Source organism: Streptomyces sp. Tu 2975 (genome assembly GCF_009832925.1).
Classification (GTDB): Bacteria; Actinomycetota; Actinomycetes; order Streptomycetales; family Streptomycetaceae; genus Streptomyces.
Genome location: NZ_CP047140.1, coordinates 2,770,119 through 2,787,194, shown reverse-complemented (window position 1 = coordinate 2,787,194; position 17,076 = coordinate 2,770,119). Strand labels below are relative to the sequence as shown.

The 17,076-nt window shown below is 70.8% G+C and carries 12 protein-coding genes, 1 tRNA gene and 2 pseudogenes; 14 read left to right on the top strand and 1 reads right to left on the bottom strand.

Features of this window, described 5'->3' with window-relative positions; all coding sequences use genetic code 11:
* Positions 1-173: 173 nt before the first annotated feature.
* Positions 174-245, bottom strand: a tRNA-Arg gene (locus GLX30_RS12000).
* Positions 246-519: 274 nt separating this feature from the next.
* Here GLX30_RS12000 and GLX30_RS11995 point away from each other — a divergent pair.
* The 14 genes and pseudogenes from GLX30_RS11995 to glyA all read left to right on the top strand — a co-directional run bounded on the left by GLX30_RS11995 (position 520) and on the right by glyA (position 17,048).
* Positions 520-1,050: a response regulator gene (locus GLX30_RS11995; RefSeq protein ID WP_208545404.1), complete on the top strand. Its 531-nt coding sequence runs from the start codon at positions 520-522 to the stop codon at positions 1,048-1,050.
* A gap of 292 nt (positions 1,051-1,342) precedes the next feature.
* Positions 1,343-2,532 (top strand): annotated as a pseudogene (gene nrtL, locus GLX30_RS11990) (ArgS-related anticodon-binding protein NrtL).
* A gap of 23 nt (positions 2,533-2,555) precedes the next feature.
* Entirely contained in the window at positions 2,556-3,947 is a 1,392-nt protein-coding gene (gene lysA / locus GLX30_RS11985; RefSeq protein WP_159687185.1) for a diaminopimelate decarboxylase, read from the top strand.
* Between the two features lie 100 nt (positions 3,948-4,047).
* A complete protein-coding gene (locus GLX30_RS11980) occupies positions 4,048-5,337 on the top strand; it encodes a homoserine dehydrogenase (protein WP_159694988.1) in 1,290 nt (429 codons plus the stop codon).
* A gap of 7 nt (positions 5,338-5,344) precedes the next feature.
* Entirely contained in the window at positions 5,345-6,415 is a 1,071-nt protein-coding gene (gene thrC / locus GLX30_RS11975) for a threonine synthase (protein WP_159687182.1), read from the top strand.
* A 342-nt stretch (positions 6,416-6,757) separates the two neighbouring features.
* A complete protein-coding gene (thrB, locus tag GLX30_RS11970; protein WP_159687180.1) occupies positions 6,758-7,675 on the top strand; it encodes a homoserine kinase in 918 nt (305 codons plus the stop codon).
* A gap of 402 nt (positions 7,676-8,077) precedes the next feature.
* Positions 8,078-10,144, top strand: coding sequence for a transcription termination factor Rho (gene rho / locus GLX30_RS11965; RefSeq protein WP_159687178.1), 2,067 nt, complete (start codon positions 8,078-8,080; stop codon positions 10,142-10,144).
* Between the two features lie 277 nt (positions 10,145-10,421).
* Positions 10,422-11,528 (top strand): LCP family protein, encoded by a 1,107-nt coding sequence (locus GLX30_RS11960; protein ID WP_159687176.1) that lies wholly within the window; start codon positions 10,422-10,424, stop codon positions 11,526-11,528.
* 148 nt (positions 11,529-11,676) lie between these two features.
* The gene (rpmE, locus tag GLX30_RS11955) at positions 11,677-11,901 is read left to right on the top strand and encodes a 50S ribosomal protein L31 (protein WP_159687173.1); all 225 of its coding nucleotides are present in this window, start codon (positions 11,677-11,679) and stop codon (positions 11,899-11,901) included.
* 114 nt (positions 11,902-12,015) lie between these two features.
* The gene (gene prfA, locus GLX30_RS11950; RefSeq protein ID WP_159687172.1) at positions 12,016-13,095 is read left to right on the top strand and encodes a peptide chain release factor 1; all 1,080 of its coding nucleotides are present in this window, start codon (positions 12,016-12,018) and stop codon (positions 13,093-13,095) included.
* 86 nt (positions 13,096-13,181) lie between these two features.
* Positions 13,182-14,027 (top strand): peptide chain release factor N(5)-glutamine methyltransferase, encoded by an 846-nt coding sequence (prmC, locus tag GLX30_RS11945; RefSeq protein ID WP_159687170.1) that lies wholly within the window; start codon positions 13,182-13,184, stop codon positions 14,025-14,027.
* A gap of 40 nt (positions 14,028-14,067) precedes the next feature.
* Positions 14,068-14,715: an L-threonylcarbamoyladenylate synthase gene (locus tag GLX30_RS11940; RefSeq protein WP_005311872.1), complete on the top strand. Its 648-nt coding sequence runs from the start codon at positions 14,068-14,070 to the stop codon at positions 14,713-14,715.
* Positions 14,712-15,362: a low molecular weight phosphatase family protein gene (locus GLX30_RS11935; RefSeq protein WP_005311870.1), complete on the top strand. Its 651-nt coding sequence runs from the start codon at positions 14,712-14,714 to the stop codon at positions 15,360-15,362. The genes GLX30_RS11940 and GLX30_RS11935 overlap by 4 nt, the downstream gene beginning before the upstream one ends.
* A gap of 421 nt (positions 15,363-15,783) precedes the next feature.
* Positions 15,784-17,048: pseudogene (glyA, locus tag GLX30_RS11930) on the top strand (serine hydroxymethyltransferase).
* Positions 17,049-17,076 lie beyond the last annotated feature (28 nt).

The window sequence follows — 17,076 nt, the reverse complement described above, 5'->3', positions numbered from 1 at the left end:
TGGCCTTCGCATTTCCCGGGCATGACCTGCGCTTACGTCCCAAGATCCCGTCCACGCCTCGTCCACAGCCTCCGACATACGCCCGCTCCGAGCGGCATACGGCTGCACACGCAAGAAGACCCCGGCCTCAGCGTTTCCGCTGGTGACGGGGTCTTTGGGCACCTCATACAGGGTGCCCCCGGCAGGATTCGAACCTGCGCACACGGCTCCGGAGGCCGTTGCTCTATCCCCTGAGCTACGGGGGCGTGCGCCGCGCTGCTGCGTGGCGACGGGTAGAACCCTACCAGCTCCCGAAGGGTCATCGTGAACAGGTATTTCGGGTCCCCGGGGACGGGAATCCGAGGATCTGCGGAACGGGTTTCTCCGGTCCAGGCCGGCTGCCCGGACAGTGACCTCCGCAGCCTCCCGCAGTCCGATCCGAGCCGCCTACCGACCTGCCGCCCGGAGCGACCCGCCCCGTACACGATCGACCGTCCACCCGCCCCTCTCCTTCCCGCCCTTCGCCCGCACGGGTCGGAAGTGGGCAAAACCCGGACGCAGCCCCGTCCGCGGACCTACTCTCGAGTTGTGTCCGGCGTGTCCGGCCGAGTGCTCGTTGTCGATGACAACCGGGTGATTCGGCAGCTGATCAGGGTCAACCTCGAGCTGGAGGGCTTCGAGGTCGTGACCGCGGCCGATGGTGCCGAGTGTCTGGATGTGGTGCATCAGGTGCAGCCGGACGTCATCACGCTGGACGTGGTCATGCCCAGGCTCGACGGCCTGCGGACCGCCGCCCTGCTGCGTGACGATCCGCGCACCCGGCACATCCCCCTCGCGATCATCAGCGCCTGTACGCAGTACGAGGTCGACTGCGGTGTCGCCGCCGGGGTCGACGCTTTCCTCGCCAAGCCCTTCGAGCCCGCCGAGCTCGTGCGGGTCGTGCGGCAGTTGATGCACCGGGAGCCCGGAGACTCCAGGGGACCTCGCGATTCCCGCGAGTCCGGGGAGGGGGGCCCGCCGTCCGTCGACGGCAGGCACGAAGCCGGGCGGGCGGAGAGCGCCAGAGGTTGACCGGGCCCGTGACCACGGCGTGCCGGAGGCAGGCGGCGCCCCGGACCGCCGCGTGCATCTACGTGCACGCGGCCGCCCGGACCCCCGCGCCCGGGACCACCGCGTGCCGGAAACCGGCTGCGTCCGCGACCGCAGCACGTCCGGGCCTGGCCGCGCCCGCACCCGCAGCACGCCCGAACCTGACGCCGGCCGTCGATGGACGGCGCCCCTCCGGGCCCCCGACCGCCCCCGCAGTGCCCGCATCGCGAAACCGGTTCGCGGAGAGCCCCCCTTCCTCCCATACGCTTGTCCCGTGACCCCCGCAGAGCTCTCCCGTACCGTGCGGCACGCCGTGTGCCGTGCCGTGGAGGACGGTGCGCTGCGCGTCGACGCGCCCGTGGACGTCAAGGTCGAACGACCCCGCCCCGGCGGGCGCGGGGACTACGCCACCGGGATCGCCCTGCGGCTGGCGCGGCAGGCCGGCCGGCCAGCCGCCGAAGTGGCGGCTGAGCTGGGGCACCGTATCGCCGCCGCCCCCGGGATCGCAGGCGTCGACATCACCGGGCCCGGCTTCCTCAACATCACCCTCGAGCCCGACACCCAGCAGCGGCTCGTACGGGACGTCCTGGAGCGCGGCGAGAAGTACGGCTGGACCGACCTGACCGGGCGCGTCGAACAGCCCACCTACCGCGCCGACGTACGGGCCGCCGTCATGGCCGACACCCTGCGCCGGATCCTGCTCTCGCAGGGCACCCTGAGCCGGACCTTCTGCGAGGGCGCGGTCGACCCGGCCTGGGCCGAACTGGGCGTGCGTATCGAGGCCGAGCATGCACGCGGCCGGCTGCGCACGGACGTCGCGCCCGTCCCTGCCGCCGACGACGCGGCCACGCTGCTACGGCGCCTCGGCGTGGACGCCACCCGCTGGGGCCTGCTCGCCGCCGCGGCCCACGACCGGCCCCTGACCGACTGTCCGACCCGGGGCACTGGGGCCACGCCCGACCGCCCCACCCCGGCCGACCGCCCCACCCCGGCCGACCGCCCCACCCCGCCCGACCGCCCCACCCCGCCCGACCCGCCCACCCCGGGCGCCGGGCCCACCCCCACCCCCTCCTCCTCCAGCACGAGCGGAACCCCCTCTTCCGCGTGCGCTACGCCCACGCCCGCGTCCGCGCCCTCTCCCGCAACGCCGCGCAGCTCGGGTTCGCCGGCTGCCCGGAAGAGCATGTCGACGCCCCCGCTCTCACCGCCGCCGTCGGCGATCACCCCGCCGTTCTCGCGGACGCCGCCCGGCTCAGGGCGCCCGACCGGCTTGCCCGGCATCTGGAGATCACCGCGGACGCTCTCCTCTCCTTCCAGAGCAGCGTTCAGCACAGCGTGCTGCCCGTCGGGGACGAGAAACCCTCGGCCGCCCACCGTTCCCGGCTCGCTCTTGCCGAAGCCGCCGGGACGGTGCTCGCCGGTGGCCTGTCCCTGCTCGGTATCAGCGCGCCCGACCATCTGTGAGACGTGAGAGAGACCAGATTCCGATGAGCCGATCCGCACACCCCGCCGGTCCCCGTCATGCCGATGTCCTCCCCGAGGGGCACTACACGGCACCGCCCACCGACCTGAACGCCCTCGACCCGAAGGTGTGGGCCGACACCGTCACCCGTAACGCCGACGGTGTCGTGACCGTCGGCGGGATCGAAGTGACCAGGCTGGCGGAGGAGTTCGGGACCCCGGCCTACTTCCTCGACGAGGCCGACTTCCGTGCCCGCTGCCGTGCCTGGGCCGCTGCCTTCGGCAAGGACGCGGACGTGTTCTACGCGGGCAAGGCGTTTTTGTCCCGGGCGGTCGTCAGGTGGCTGAAGGAGGAGGGGCTCAACCTCGACGTGTGCTCGGGCGGTGAGCTGGCGACGGCGCTGGCCGCCGGGATGCCCGCGGAGCGCATCGCCTTCCACGGCAACAACAAGTCGGTGGAGGAGATCGAGCGGGCGGTGAGCGCCGGCGTCGGGCGGATCGTGCTCGACTCGTTCCAGGAGATCGTCCGGGTCGCGCACATCGCCCAGAGCATGGGCAAGCGGCAGCGGGTGCAGATCCGGGTGACCGTCGGTGTCGAGGCCCACACGCACGAGTTCATCGCCACCGCCCACGAGGACCAGAAGTTCGGCATCGCGCTGGCCGGCGGTCAGGCCGCGGAGGCGGTGCGGAGGGCGCTGAAGCTGGACGGACTCGAGCTGATCGGCATCCACTCCCACATCGGTTCGCAGATCTTCGACATGGCCGGCTTCGAGGTGTCCGCCCGCCGGGTCGTGCAGCTCCTTGCCGAAGTGCGGGACGAGCACGGCGTCGAGCTGCCCGAGATCGACCTCGGCGGTGGCCTCGGTATCGCGTACACCTCCGAGGACGATCCGCGTGAGCCGCACGAGATCGCGAAGTCCCTGACCGAGATCGTCACCCGTGAGTGTGAGGCCGCCGGGCTGCGGTCGCCCCGTATCTCCGTCGAGCCGGGCCGGGCGATCGTCGGGCCCACCGCCTTCACCCTGTACGAGGTCGGCACCGTCAAGCCGCTCGAGGGACTGCGTACGTACGTCAGCGTCGACGGCGGCATGTCGGACAACATCCGCACCGCGCTCTACGACGCCGAGTACAGCGTCGCCCTGGTGTCGCGGACCTCCGAAGCCGCCCCCATGCTCAGCCGGGTCGTCGGCAAGCACTGTGAGAGTGGCGACATCGTGGTCAAGGACGCGTTCCTGCCGGCCGACCTCGCCCCGGGCGATCTGATCGCCGTGCCGGCCACCGGCGCGTACTGCCGTTCCATGGCCAGCAACTACAACCACGCACTTCGCCCGCCTGTTGTCGCCGTCGCGGACGGCGAGGCGCGGGTGATCGTCCGGCGTGAGACGGAGGAAGATCTCCTGCGTCTCGATGTCGGCTAGTTGAGATAGATGTCTCGCATGCCGGACGGAGGGCAGAAACTCCGGTTCGGTGGGTGAGACTGGTCCACACCCAAGAAGTAATGAGAAGCGAGGTCGGATGATGCGTACGCGTCCGCTGAAGGTGGCGCTGCTGGGCTGTGGAGTGGTCGGCTCAGAGGTGGCGCGCATCATGACGACGCACGCCGACGACCTCGCCGCGCGCATCGGCGCCCCGGTGGAGCTCGCCGGGGTCGCCGTGCGCCGGCCGTCCAAGGTGCGCGAGGGCATCGACCCGGCGCTCATCACCACGGACGCGACGGCGCTCGTCAAACGCGGCGACATCGACGTCGTCATCGAGGTCATCGGCGGCATCGAGCCGGCCCGCGCCCTCATCACCACCGCGTTCGAGCACGGCGCCTCCGTGGTCTCCGCCAACAAGGCACTGCTCGCCGAGGACGGCGCCACGCTCTACGCCGCCGCCGAGCAGCACGGCCGCGACCTGTACTTCGAGGCCGCCGTCGCCGGTGCGATCCCGCTGATCAGGCCGCTGCGCGAGTCCCTCGCGGGCGACAAGGTCAACCGCGTCCTCGGCATCGTCAACGGGACGACCAACTTCATCCTCGACAAGATGGACAGCTCGGGGGCGGGGTACTCGGAGGCGCTGGACGAGGCGACCGCCCTCGGATACGCCGAGGCCGACCCGACCGCCGACGTCGAGGGCTTCGACGCGGCCGCCAAGGCCGCCATCCTCGCCGGGATCGCCTTCCACACCCGGGTACGGCTCGACGACGTCTATCGCGAGGGCCTTACCGAGGTCACGGCCGCCGACATGGCTTCCGCCCGCCGCATGGGCTGCACCGTCAAGCTCCTCGCGATCTGCGAGCGGGCGGCGGACGGGCAGTCGGTGACGGCCCGCGTGCACCCCGCGATGATCCCGCTCAGCCACCCGCTGGCGTCCGTCCGCGAGGCGTACAACGCCGTCTTCGTCGAGGCAGAGGCCGCCGGTCAGCTGATGTTCTACGGCCCCGGCGCCGGCGGCTCGCCCACCGCGTCCGCCGTGCTCGGCGACCTCGTCGCCGTGTGCCGCAACAAGCTCGCCGAGGCAACGGGGCCCGGCGAGTCGGCGTACACCCAGCTGCCCGTGAGCCCCATGGGCGACGTGGTGACGCGCTACCACATCAGCCTCGACGTGGCCGACAAGCCGGGCGTTCTCGCCCAGGTCGCGACGGTCTTCGCCGAGCACGGCGTATCCATCGATACGGTGCGCCAGCAGGGCAAGGACGGCGAGGCCTCTCTCGTCGTCGTCACCCACCGCGCGCCCGACGCCGCCCTTTCGGGGACCGTCGAGGCGCTGCGCAAGCTCGACACCGTGCGCGGTGTCGCCAGCATCATGCGTGTTGAAGGGGAGTAAGGGACCCATGACCACCAACGGCACCCACCAGTGGCGCGGCATCATCGAGGAGTACCGGGACCGCCTTCCGGTCACGGACACGACGCCGGTCGTCACGCTCCGCGAGGGTGGCACGCCGCTCGTTCCGGCGCAGGTCCTCTCCGAGCGCACGGGCTGCGAGGTGCACCTCAAGGTCGAGGGCGCCAACCCCACCGGGTCCTTCAAGGACCGCGGTATGACGATGGCCATCACCCGGGCCAAGGAGGAGGGCGCGCAGGCCGTCATCTGCGCCTCCACCGGCAACACCTCCGCCTCCGCCGCCGCGTACGCGGTGCGTGCCGGGATGGTCTGCGCCGTCCTCGTGCCGCAGGGCAAGATCGCCCTCGGCAAGATGGGCCAGGCCCTCGTGTACGGGTCGAAGATCCTTCAGGTCGACGGCAACTTCGACGACTGCCTGAACCTCGCCCGCAGCCTTTCGGAGAACTACCCGGTGGCGCTGGTCAATTCGGTCAATCCGTACCGGATCGAGGGTCAGAAGACCGCTTCCTTCGAGATCGTCGACGCGCTCGGCGACGCCCCCGACATCCATGTGCTGCCCGTCGGCAACGCCGGCAACATCACGGCGTACTGGAAGGGGTACAAGGAGTACGCCGCGGACGCCATGGCCGGACGCACCCCTCGTATGTGGGGTTTCCAGGCTTCCGGTTCCGCGCCGATCGTGCGGGGCGAGGTCGTGAAGGACCCGTCGACGATCGCCACCGCGATCCGCATCGGCAATCCCGCGTCCTGGACGCAGGCGATCGCCGCACGCGACGAGTCGGGCGGCTTCATCGACGAGGTGACGGACCGTGAGATTCTGCGCGCCTACCGCCTGTTGGCGTCGCAGGAGGGCGTCTTCGTCGAGCCGGCGTCGGCCGCGTCCGTCGCGGGTCTGCTGAAGGCCGCCGAGCAGGGCAAGGTCGACCCGGGCCAGAAGATCGTGTGCACGGTCACCGGCAACGGTCTGAAGGACCCCGACTGGGCGGTCGCCGGAGCGCCCCAGCCGGTCACCGTCCCGGTCGACGCGGCCGCGGCGGCGGAACGCCTCGGGCTCGCGTAAGCCGCCCGGCGTGGTCATCTGGCGTGAACCGCGCGGCTCTCGGCCCTGATCCGGCCGGAAGACCGCTTGCACCGGTCCAGTTGCCCTACTGGAAAGTATGGCAACCCGGACAACGTCACCCGTAGAGGCACAGGAGGCTCGCGACACGCATCGTGCGCCTCCTGTGCGCCCTATGTCGCAGGTGAACCTTCCTTCGATAGGCTGTACCCGAACCCGGCCCGCCGCATATGCGCGGTGTCGTTGCCGTCGCGCTGCTGCCGCCGCCGAGGCCCACGGGTGTTGCAGCTTCTCGAACAAATCTTGTACATCCCGCAGTTCAGAACCAAGGAGAGTCGTCGAGCGATGGCCGGTCCAGCGTTCCGTGCCGCCGCCGTCCGGGTGCGCGTCCCTGCAACCAGCGCCAATCTCGGTCCGGGGTTCGATGCCCTCGGGCTGTCGCTCGGTCTGTACGACGACGTGGTCGTCCGGGTCGCGGACTCCGGTCTGCACATCGACATCGCCGGTGAGGGCGCGTCGAACCTGCCCCGGGACGAGAACCACCTGCTGGTACGGGCCCTGCGCACGGCCTTCGACCTGCTCGGCGGTCAGCCGCGCGGTCTCGAGGTCGTCTGCGCCAACCGCATCCCGCACGGCCGCGGTCTCGGCTCCTCCTCGGCCGCGATCTGCGCCGGCATCGTCGCCGCCCGCGCCGTGACGATAGGGGGCGACGCGAAGCTCGACGACGTGGCGCTGCTCGAGCTCGCGACCGAGATCGAGGGCCACCCGGACAATGTCGCCGCCTGTCTGCTCGGCGGTTTCACCCTTGCCTGGACCGAATCGGGAGCGGCGCGCGCGATCAGGATGGATCCCGCCGATTCCGTCGTTCCGGTGGTTTTCGTTCCGTCCAAGCCGGTGCTCACGGAGACGGCCCGCGGGCTTCTCCCGCGCACCGTTCCGCATGTCGACGCCGCCGCCAACGCCGGCCGGGCCGCTCTCCTCGTCGAGGCCCTGACCAGGCGTCCTGAGCTGCTGCTGCCCGCCACGGAGGACCGTCTCCACCAGGAGTACCGGGCACCGGCGATGCCGCAGAGCGTCGATCTGGTGAACCGACTGCGCGCCGACGGCGTCCCCGCAGTCATCTCCGGTGCGGGCCCCACGGTGCTCGCGCTGGCCGAGGACAGTGCGGCCGACAAGGTCGCACGGCTGGCGGGCGAGGGCTGGGCGGCCAACCGGCTCGCCTTCGACGCCGCGGGTGCGAGCGTTCTGCCGCTCGCGCCCTAGGGGCACACGATTGCCACACGATTGCCGGTGAGAGAGAGGGGGAATGTTTGTTGGAGCCGGTAGTGTTAACCTCAAGTCAGCGGCCGTCGTCCTCACGACGCGGCGCTTTGCGTCCCTCATCGGGACCACGATTCTTCCGTGAGCCTCCCCAAACTGCCTGAGCAGCCTGCCTGAGCAGTTTCGAGCACGCTCCGGAACCGGCACGACACCCCTCGCTTTTTCCAGGAGTGGGCCGAGCAGGGGGACCTCGGGCCGGACCTTGCACGTATGCATGTATCTCTCCGCCGTCAATTCTCCGGCGGGACCACCGCTCCGGCACGGCCCACACCCAGGACCGCAGCCGGACAGCACAACCGGTCGCCGAGCCAGAAGGCCGACGTCCGCTCCAGGGAAGGACCCTTCGTGAGCGACACCACCGATCTGATGGGCGTGACTGCCGACAACAACGTCGACAACGCCGCGCCCGCCGCAGGTGCTGCCTCGGGCACCACCTCACGGCGCCGCCGCTCCGGCACCGGCCTCGAGGGCATGGTCCTGGCCGAGCTGCAGCAGGTCGCGTCCGGCCTCGGCATCAGGGGCACCGCGCGTATGCGCAAGAGCCAGCTGATCGAGGTCATCAAGGAGGCGCAGGCCGGAGGGACCTCCCCGGCGAAGAGCGCCGAGGCGGGCGCCGGCGAGGCCCCCGCCAAGCCCAAGCGCCGCGCCACGTCCAAGACCCGCACGGGTGACGAGGCCGCTGCCGCCGCCGAGAAGGCGGAGAAGGCCGACAAGCCCGAGAAGGCCGTCGCCCAGCAGCAGATCGACATCCCGGGACAGCCGGCCGGGGGCACCGCCCAGGCCGCAGGCTCCGGGGGAGACGACCAGCCTGCCGGTGAGCGCCGCCGTCGTCGCGCCACGGCGCAGGCGGGCAGCCCGGAGACCCGCACCGAGGCCCGCGGGGACACCGCCGTCGAGGTCAAGACGGACGTCAAGACCGACGAGCGGCCCGAGGCCAAGGCCGACGCCGCCGTGGACACCGCCGAAGGCCGTCGTGACCGCCAGCGCGGCGACCGCGGCGACCGTGGTGCCGAGCGTGGCGACCGGGGCGAGCGCGGGGACCGCGGCGAGCGCCGTGAGCGTCAGCGTGACCGCCGTGGCAAGGGCGACGACCAGCAGCAGGGCGGCCAGCGTCAGCAGCGTCAGGGCGGCCAGCAGAACACCGGCCCCCAGGACGACTTCGACGACGAGGCCGGTGGCCGTCGCGGACGCCGCGGCCGCTACCGCGACCGCCGTGGCCGCCGTGGCCGTGACGACTTCCAGGCCGGCGAGCCGCAGGTCTCCGACGACGACGTCCTGATCCCCGTCGCGGGCATTCTGGACATCCTCGACAACTACGCGTTCATCCGGACCTCCGGCTACCTGCCCGGCCCGAACGACGTGTACGTCTCCCTCGCCCAGGTCCGCAAGAACGGCCTGCGTAAGGGTGACCACGTCACCGGTGCGGTCCGTCAGCCCAAGGACGGCGAGCGCCGCGAGAAGTTCAACGCGCTGGTCCGTCTGGACTCCCAGAACGGCATGGCGCCCGAATCGGGCCGCGGCCGCCCCGAGTTCAACAAGCTGACTCCGCTGTACCCGCAGGACCGGCTGCGTCTCGAGACCGACCCGGGCGTGCTGACGACCCGGATCATCGACCTCGTCGCGCCGATCGGCAAGGGCCAGCGAGGCCTGATCGTGGCCCCGCCGAAGACCGGTAAGACCATGATCATGCAGGCGATCGCCAACGCGATCACCCACAACAACCCCGAGTGCCACCTGATGGTCGTCCTTGTCGACGAGCGTCCGGAAGAGGTCACCGACATGCAGCGGTCGGTGAAGGGCGAGGTCATCTCCTCGACCTTCGACCGTCCCGCGGAGGACCACACCACCGTCGCCGAGCTGGCCATCGAGCGCGCCAAGCGCCTCGTCGAGCTGGGTCACGACGTGGTCGTCCTGCTGGACTCGATCACCCGCCTCGGCCGCGCCTACAACCTGGCGGCCCCGGCCTCCGGACGCATCCTGTCCGGTGGTGTCGACTCGACCGCGCTGTACCCGCCGAAGCGCTTCTTCGGCGCCGCGCGCAACATCGAGGACGGCGGCTCGCTGACCATCCTGGCCACCGCGCTGGTCGACACCGGCTCGCGGATGGACGAGGTGATCTTCGAGGAGTTCAAGGGCACCGGCAACGCGGAGCTCAAGCTCGACCGGAAGCTCGCCGACAAGCGCATCTTCCCGGCGGTCGACGTCGACGCGTCCGGCACCCGTAAGGAAGAGATCCTGCTCGGCAGCGACGAGCTCGCCGTCACCTGGAAGCTGCGTCGTGTGCTGCACGCGCTCGACCAGCAGCAGGCGATCGAGCTGCTGCTCGACAAGATGAAGCAGACCAAGTCGAACGGCGAGTTCCTGCTTCAGATCCAGAAGACCACTCCGTCGGCCGGCAACGGCAACGACTGAGAGAGCTTCGCCACAGCCGCCGGGCCCGTCACGGGCCCGGCGCAGGACCACCCCTCCGCCTCCGGCACCGGCAGAAACCGCTGGTGACCAGGCGGGCCAGGTCCCTGGAGCTGTCCCTCGGGCCCATCGCGCACGGCGCGGTGGGCCCAAGGTGTTCTCAGGGAGTTCTCACCGGGCCGTGCAACGCTTCTCGCTGCTCCGACGTCTGAGCAACTACGACAAACCGCGCCTGAACATCACCCCGGGGGTAGCGGGAGCAGCGAGAGCCGAGGAGAGCATGAGCGAGCAGAGCAGCAGCGGTGGCCGAATACGGGGAGGCGGCAGACGCCGCAAGCAGCCCACGAAGGCCCGCCGGGCCTGGACGGCCGTGGCGTGGGTCGCGGCCGCCCTCGTGCTCGTCGGTGGCTCCGGTCTCGGCCTTCTCTACTTCAAGCTCAACGGGAACCTCCAGGGCGTCGACATCAAGACGGCACTGGGTGAGGACCGCCCGAAGAACGTCGACAACGGCTCCATGGACATCCTGGTGCTCGGCTCCGACTCACGCTCCGGCGCGAACTCCGGGTACGGCGACGACGACGGCGCCGCCCGGTCCGACACCGCGATGGTCGTGCACGTCTACCAGGGCCACAAGACCGCGAGCGTCGTGTCCGTACCGCGCGACACCCTGGTGGGGCGGCCCGACTGCACCGGCCGTGACGGCACCGATGTTCCCGGCGACGAGCGGGCGATGTTCAACAGTGCCTATGAGATCGGCGGCCCCGCGTGCGCCGTGAAGACGGTCGAGGCGATGTCCGGCATCCGCATGGACCACTACATCGAGGTCGACTTCACGGGCTTCAAGAAGCTCATCGACGAGCTCGGCGGCGTCGACATCACCACCACCCGGCCGATCAACGACAGCAAGAGCCACCTGAACCTCCCGCCCGGCACCGACAGCCTGGACGGGGAGCAGGCGCTCGGCCTCGTACGCACCCGCAAGAGCGTCGGCGACGGCAGCGACCTCGGCCGCATCCAGCTCCAGCAGGCCTTCATGAAGGCTTTCATCGAGCAGGTCAAGGACGTCGGCGTGTTCAGCAGCCCGAAGAAGCTCCTGGACCTCGCCGACGCCGGCACCAGGGCGATCACGCCCGACTCCGAGCTGGACTCGGTGAACGAGCTGATGGGCTTCGCCAAGGGGCTCAGCGCCCTGGGTGCGGAGGACGTCAACATGATCACCATGCCGGTGGAGTACGACCCCGCCGACCCCAACCGCGTCGTTCCCGTAGAGACCGGCGCCCGGCAGGTGTGGACGGCGCTCAAGCAGGACAGGCCGATCCCGGCCTCCGCGGTCCAGGGTTCGGCAGGCGACCAGGGCGACGCCGCCACCGTCGTGAAGAGCCCGTAATACCCACGTCGGCCGTCAGGAATACTTCAGCGACCACCCCGGTTTTGGGAGATACGGCCGGTCCTGGCAGACTGGTACGTCGGCCCCGGTTCACGTACGAGCATCCCCGCCCGTGCGACCCGGCGCCCTCCCGAACCTAGGAGACACCTTGAAGCGCGACATCCACCCCGAGTACGTCGAGACCCAGGTCAGCTGCACCTGCGGCGCGTCGTTCACCACGCGTAGCACGATCCAGAGCGGCAGCGTCCGCGCCGAGGTCTGCTCCGAGTGCCACCCGTTCTACACGGGCAAGCAGAAGATCCTCGACACCGGTGGCCGTGTGGCCCGCTTCGAGGCCCGCTTCGGCAAGGCTGCCGGCTCCGCCAAGAAGTAGCGAGCCACTGCGCCGGTCCTCGGCCGCCCCTTCCAGGGTGGCCGGGACCGGCGCTTTGTCCGTTCTGAGCCGCCACCGCAGCCACCCCTTCGCGTACGAAACCAGGAGCCATCGATGTTCGAAGCGGTCGAGGAACTGATCGGCGAGCACGCCGATCTCGAGAAGAAGCTCGCCGACCCTTCGGTCCACGCCGACCAGGCGAACGCGCGCAAGCTGAACAAGCGCTACGCCGAGCTGACGCCCATCGTCGGCACGTACCGCGCCTGGAAGCAGACCGGTGAGGACATCGGGACGGCTCGTGAACTGGCCCAGGACGAACCGGAGTTCGCCGCCGAGGTGAAGGACCTGGAGAAGCAGCGCGAGGCGCTCACCGAGAAGCTGCGGCTGCTGCTGGTCCCGCGCGACCCCAGTGACGACAAGGACGTCATCCTCGAGGTCAAGGCCGGTGCGGGCGGCGACGAGTCCGCCCTGTTCGCGGGCGACCTGCTGCGGATGTACCTGCGCTACGCGGAGCGCGTCGGCTGGAAGACCGAGATCATCGACTCGACCGAGTCCGAGCTCGGCGGCTACAAGGACGTCCAGGTGGCCGTCAAGACCAAGGGCGGCCAGGGCGCGACCGAGCCGGGCCAGGGCGTCTGGGCGCGGCTGAAGTACGAGGGCGGCGTGCACCGCGTGCAGCGCGTGCCCGCCACCGAGTCCCAGGGCCGTATCCACACCTCCGCGGCCGGCGTGCTGGTCACGCCCGAGGCCGAGGAGATCGACGTCGAGATCCACGCCAACGACCTGCGCATCGACGTCTACCGCTCCTCCGGACCCGGCGGTCAGTCCGTCAACACGACCGACTCCGCCGTGCGCATCACGCACCTGCCGACCGGAATCGTCGCCTCCTGCCAGAACGAGAAGAGCCAGCTCCAGAACAAGGAGCAGGCCATGCGTATCCTGCGCTCCAGGCTGCTCGCCGCAGCCCAGGAGGAGGCCGAGAGCAAGGCCGCGGACGCCCGCCGCAGCCAGGTCCGAACGGTCGACCGGTCGGAGAAGATCCGTACGTACAACTTCCCGGAAAACCGGATCTCGGACCACCGCGTCGGCTTCAAGGCGTACAACTTGGACCAGGTGCTCGACGGTGACCTGGACGCAGTCATCCAGGCGTGCGTCGACGCCGACTCCGCCGCCAAGCTCGCGGCTGCCCAGTAGCCCGCGACCCGGCTAAGCCGGCGCAGTTCCCGTAGTCCCGTAGGTCAGAGATTCGTCCGCACGAGCGTCACAGGAAGGGTAGGCACGTGAACCTGCTGCTTGCCGAGGTGGCCCAAGCCACCCAGCGGCTGGCCGACGCCGGCGTGCCGTCACCGCGGTTCGACGCGGAGGAGCTCGCCGCGTTCGTGCACGGCGTGAAGCGGGGAGAGCTCCACAACGTCAAGGACGCGGACTTCGACGCGCGCTACTGGGAGGCCGTCGCCCGCCGAGAGGCGCGCGAGCCGCTCCAGCACATCACCGGGCGTGCCTTCTTCCGCTTCCTGGAGCTTCAGGTCGGCCCCGGAGTGTTCGTGCCGCGCCCCGAGACCGAGTCGGTCGTCGGCTGGGCGATAGAAGCCGTACGCGCCATGGACGTCGTCGAGCCGCTCATCATCGACCTGTGCTCCGGCTCCGGTGCCATCGCCCTCGCGATGGCCCAGGAGGTGCCGCGTTCGCGCGTGCACGCCGTGGAGCTGTCCGAGGACGCCCTGAAGTGGACCCGCAAGAACGCCGAAGGGTCCCGCGTCACCGTCCACCACGGCGACGCCCTCACCGCGCTGCCCGAGCTCGACGGCCAGGTCGATCTCGTCATCTCCAACCCGCCGTACATCCCGCTCACCGAGTGGGAGTACGTCGCACCCGAGGCGCGCGACCACGACCCGCAGATGGCCCTGTTCTCCGGCGAGGACGGCCTGGACACCATCCGCGGCATCGAACGCACCGCGCACCGGCTGCTGCGGCCCGGCGGCCTCGTCGTCATCGAGCACGCCGACACCCAGGGCGGGCAGGTGCCGTGGATCTTCAACGAGGAATCCGGCTGGGCCGACGCAGCCGACCACCCCGACCTGAACAAGCGGCCGCGGTTCGCCACCGCCCGCAAGGCCATGCCATGACCAAGCACATGACCAAGCACGTGTACCAGGAGGCCCGCTGATGGCTCGGCGATACGACTGCAACGACGCGACGGATCGCACCACCGGCCTGCGCGAGGCCGCATCGGCCGTCCGCCGCGGAGAGCTCGTCGTGCTGCCCACCGACACCGTGTACGGCATCGGTGCGGACGCCTTCAGTCCCGAGGCCGTCGCCGACCTGCTCGAGGCCAAGGGGCGTGGCCGGAACATGCCCACCCCTGTCCTCATCGGCTCGCCCAACACCCTGCACGGGCTCGTCACCGACTTCTCCGAGCAGGCCTGGGAGCTCGTCGACGCCTACTGGCCCGGCGCGCTGACCCTGGTCACCAAGCACCAGCCGTCCCTGCAGTGGAACCTCGGGGACACCCGTGGCACCGTCGCGATCCGGATGCCGCTGCACCCGGTCGCCATCGAACTGCTCACCGAGGTCGGCCCGATGGCCGTCTCCAGCGCCAACCTCACGGGACACCCCTCGCCCGAGGACTGCGACGCCGCCCAGGGGATGCTCGGCGACTCCGTCTCCGTCTACCTCGACGGCGGCCCGACGCCCGGCATCGTGCCGTCGTCGATCGTCGACGTCACCGGCAAGGTGCCGGTCCTGCTGCGTGAGGGCGCCCTGTCCGCGGACGAGCTGCGCAAGGTCGTACCAGACCTCGAGGTGGCCAATTGACCGCCCCTGAGGGGCGTGGCATAGCGGAAACCAGCAGCACGGGCCAGGCCTTCCGCATCCTCCACGTCAGCACCGGCAACGTCTGCCGCTCGCCCATCACCGAGCGGCTGACCCGCCATGCCCTGAGCGACCGCCTCGGCGATCCCCTCACGGGCGGCCTGATCGTGGAGAGCGCGGGCACATGGGGCCATGAGGGCGCCCCGATGGAGGCCAACGCCGAGATCGTCCTCGCGGACTTCGGAGCGGACGCGAGCGGGTTCGTCGGGCGTGAACTGCTCGACGAGCACGTCATCCGCGCGGACCTCGTCCTGACGGCCACGCGCGACCACCGCGCGCAGGTCATCTCGATGGGCCACTCGGCGGGTCTGCGGACCTTCACGCTCAAGGAGTTCACCCGCCTCGTACGCGCCATAGACCCGGCGACCCTCCCCGATCCGCGCGAGGACGGCGTCGTCGAGCGTGCGCGCGCGCTGGTGCGGGCGGCGGCGGCCCTGCGGGGGTGGCTGCTGGCGCCGAGCCCCGACGCGGACGAGGTGTTCGATCCGTACGGGGCGCCGATCACGTTCTTCCGCTCGATCGGCGACGAGATCCATCAGGCGCTGGACCCGGTCGTCACGGCGCTGACGGGGGTCCGGGCGCGGTCCTGACGGGGACGCGGGCTTGACGGGTGCGTGCGGGTGCGGGTGCGGTGCGTGGCGCCTGCGGCGGGCTTGTTCCCCTACCCGCCCCTTCATGAAACCGGGCTCCGCCCGGACCCGGTACCGCGCTGCGCGGTGTTCGGGGGCTCCACCCCCGCGCCTCAATCTCCCCCTACGGCCTGTCGGCCGTGGGAGGTGCCCCAGCGGGGCTGATTTCGCGCAGCGAAGTCCATCCCGCCCGGCGATTGAGGGCACGGCCGAAGGCCGTACGGGGTCCGGGGCCTGCCCCGGTTCGGGAAGGGGGCGGGCAGGGGAACAGCCCCGCGCAGCGGAACGTCCCGCCCGTAACCATGTCGCGCGCGCCGCGCGGCCGCGCCCCGCCGGTTCTACATTGGATGTGCCGCAGCTCCCCCGAGGCCCCGGAGCCGTCATGTCCGTCACCGATGCAGCCCGCGCAGTGCCTTCCGTGCCGTCGACGTCCTTCGAGGCACTGCGCCGCCAGGATCCCCAGATCGCGGACATCCTCTTCGGGGAGTCGCAGCGGCAGGCGACCACCCTCCAGCTCATCGCCGCGGAGAACTTCACTTCTCCCGCGGTGCTCGCCGCGCTCGGTTCGCCGCTCGCCAACAAGTACGCGGAGGGCTATCCGGGCGCCCGCCATCACGGCGGCTGCGAGCTCGTCGACGCCGCCGAGCGCATCGCGATCGAACGGGCGACGGCCCTGTTCGGCGCCGAGCACGCCAATGTGCAGCCGCACTCCGGCTCGTCCGCGGTCCTCGCGGCGTACGCGGCCCTGCTGCGGCCCGGTGACACGGTGCTCGCCATGGGGCTCCCGTACGGCGGCCACCTCACACACGGTTCGCCGGCGAACTTCTCCGGCCGCTGGTTCGACTTCGTCGCCTACGGAGTGGATGCGGAGACCGGGCTCATCGACTACCACCAGGTGCGTCATCTGGCCCGGCAGCACCGGCCGAAGGCGATCGTCTGCGGGTCGATCTCCTATCCCGTCATCCGGACTACGAGGCGTTCCGCGACATCGCGGACGAGGTCGGGGCCTATCTGATCGCGGACGCCGCGCACCCCATCGGTCTGGTCGCCGGCGGCGCGGCGCCGAACCCGGTGCCGTACGCGGACGTGGTGTGCGCCACCACCCACAAGGTCCTGCGCGGTCCGCGGGGAGGGATGATCCTGTGCGGCTCGGAGCTGGCGGAGCGCATCGACCGGGCGGTGTTCCCGTTCACGCAGGGCGGAGCCCAGATGCACACGATCGCCGCCAAGGCCGTCGCCTTCGGGGAGGCGGCGACGCCCGCCTTCACCGCGTACGCGCATCAGGTCGTCGCCAACGCGCGGGAGCTGGCCGGGGCGCTCGCCGCGGAGGGCTTCGCCGTGCTGACGGACGGCACGGACACCCACATCGTCGGCGCGGACCCGGCACCTCTCGGTATCGACGGCAGGGTGGCCCGCGGCCGGCTCGCCGCCGCGGGCATCGTCCTGGACACCTGCGCGCTGCCGTACGGGGACGGCCGGGGCATCCGGCTCGGCACTGCCGCCGTCACCACGCAGGGGATGGGCCGCAGGGAGATGGACCGGATCGCGACCTTGTTCACGGCGGCGCTGCGGGAGCAGTCCGACCCGCACGACATCCGCGGAAAGGTACAGGGTCTCGTCGCGGGATTCCCGCCGTTCGCGGGGTAGCAGCATCGCTGTGCCGTCGTCGTGCAAC

Excerpts from the sequence above, each read along its gene's own strand:
- lysA (WP_159687185.1), top strand. The coding sequence starts at position 2,556 with ATGAGCCGATCCGCACACCCCGCCGGTCCCCGTCATGCCGATGTCCTC.
- GLX30_RS11980 (WP_159694988.1), top strand. The coding sequence starts at position 4,048 with ATGCGTACGCGTCCGCTGAAGGTGGCGCTGCTGGGCTGTGGAGTGGTC.
- thrC (WP_159687182.1), top strand. The coding sequence starts at position 5,345 with ATGACCACCAACGGCACCCACCAGTGGCGCGGCATCATCGAGGAGTAC.
- thrB (WP_159687180.1), top strand. The coding sequence starts at position 6,758 with ATGGCCGGTCCAGCGTTCCGTGCCGCCGCCGTCCGGGTGCGCGTCCCT.
- GLX30_RS11960 (WP_159687176.1), top strand. The coding sequence starts at position 10,422 with ATGAGCGAGCAGAGCAGCAGCGGTGGCCGAATACGGGGAGGCGGCAGA.
- prfA (WP_159687172.1), top strand. The coding sequence starts at position 12,016 with ATGTTCGAAGCGGTCGAGGAACTGATCGGCGAGCACGCCGATCTCGAG.
- GLX30_RS11940 (WP_005311872.1), top strand. The coding sequence starts at position 14,068 with ATGGCTCGGCGATACGACTGCAACGACGCGACGGATCGCACCACCGGC.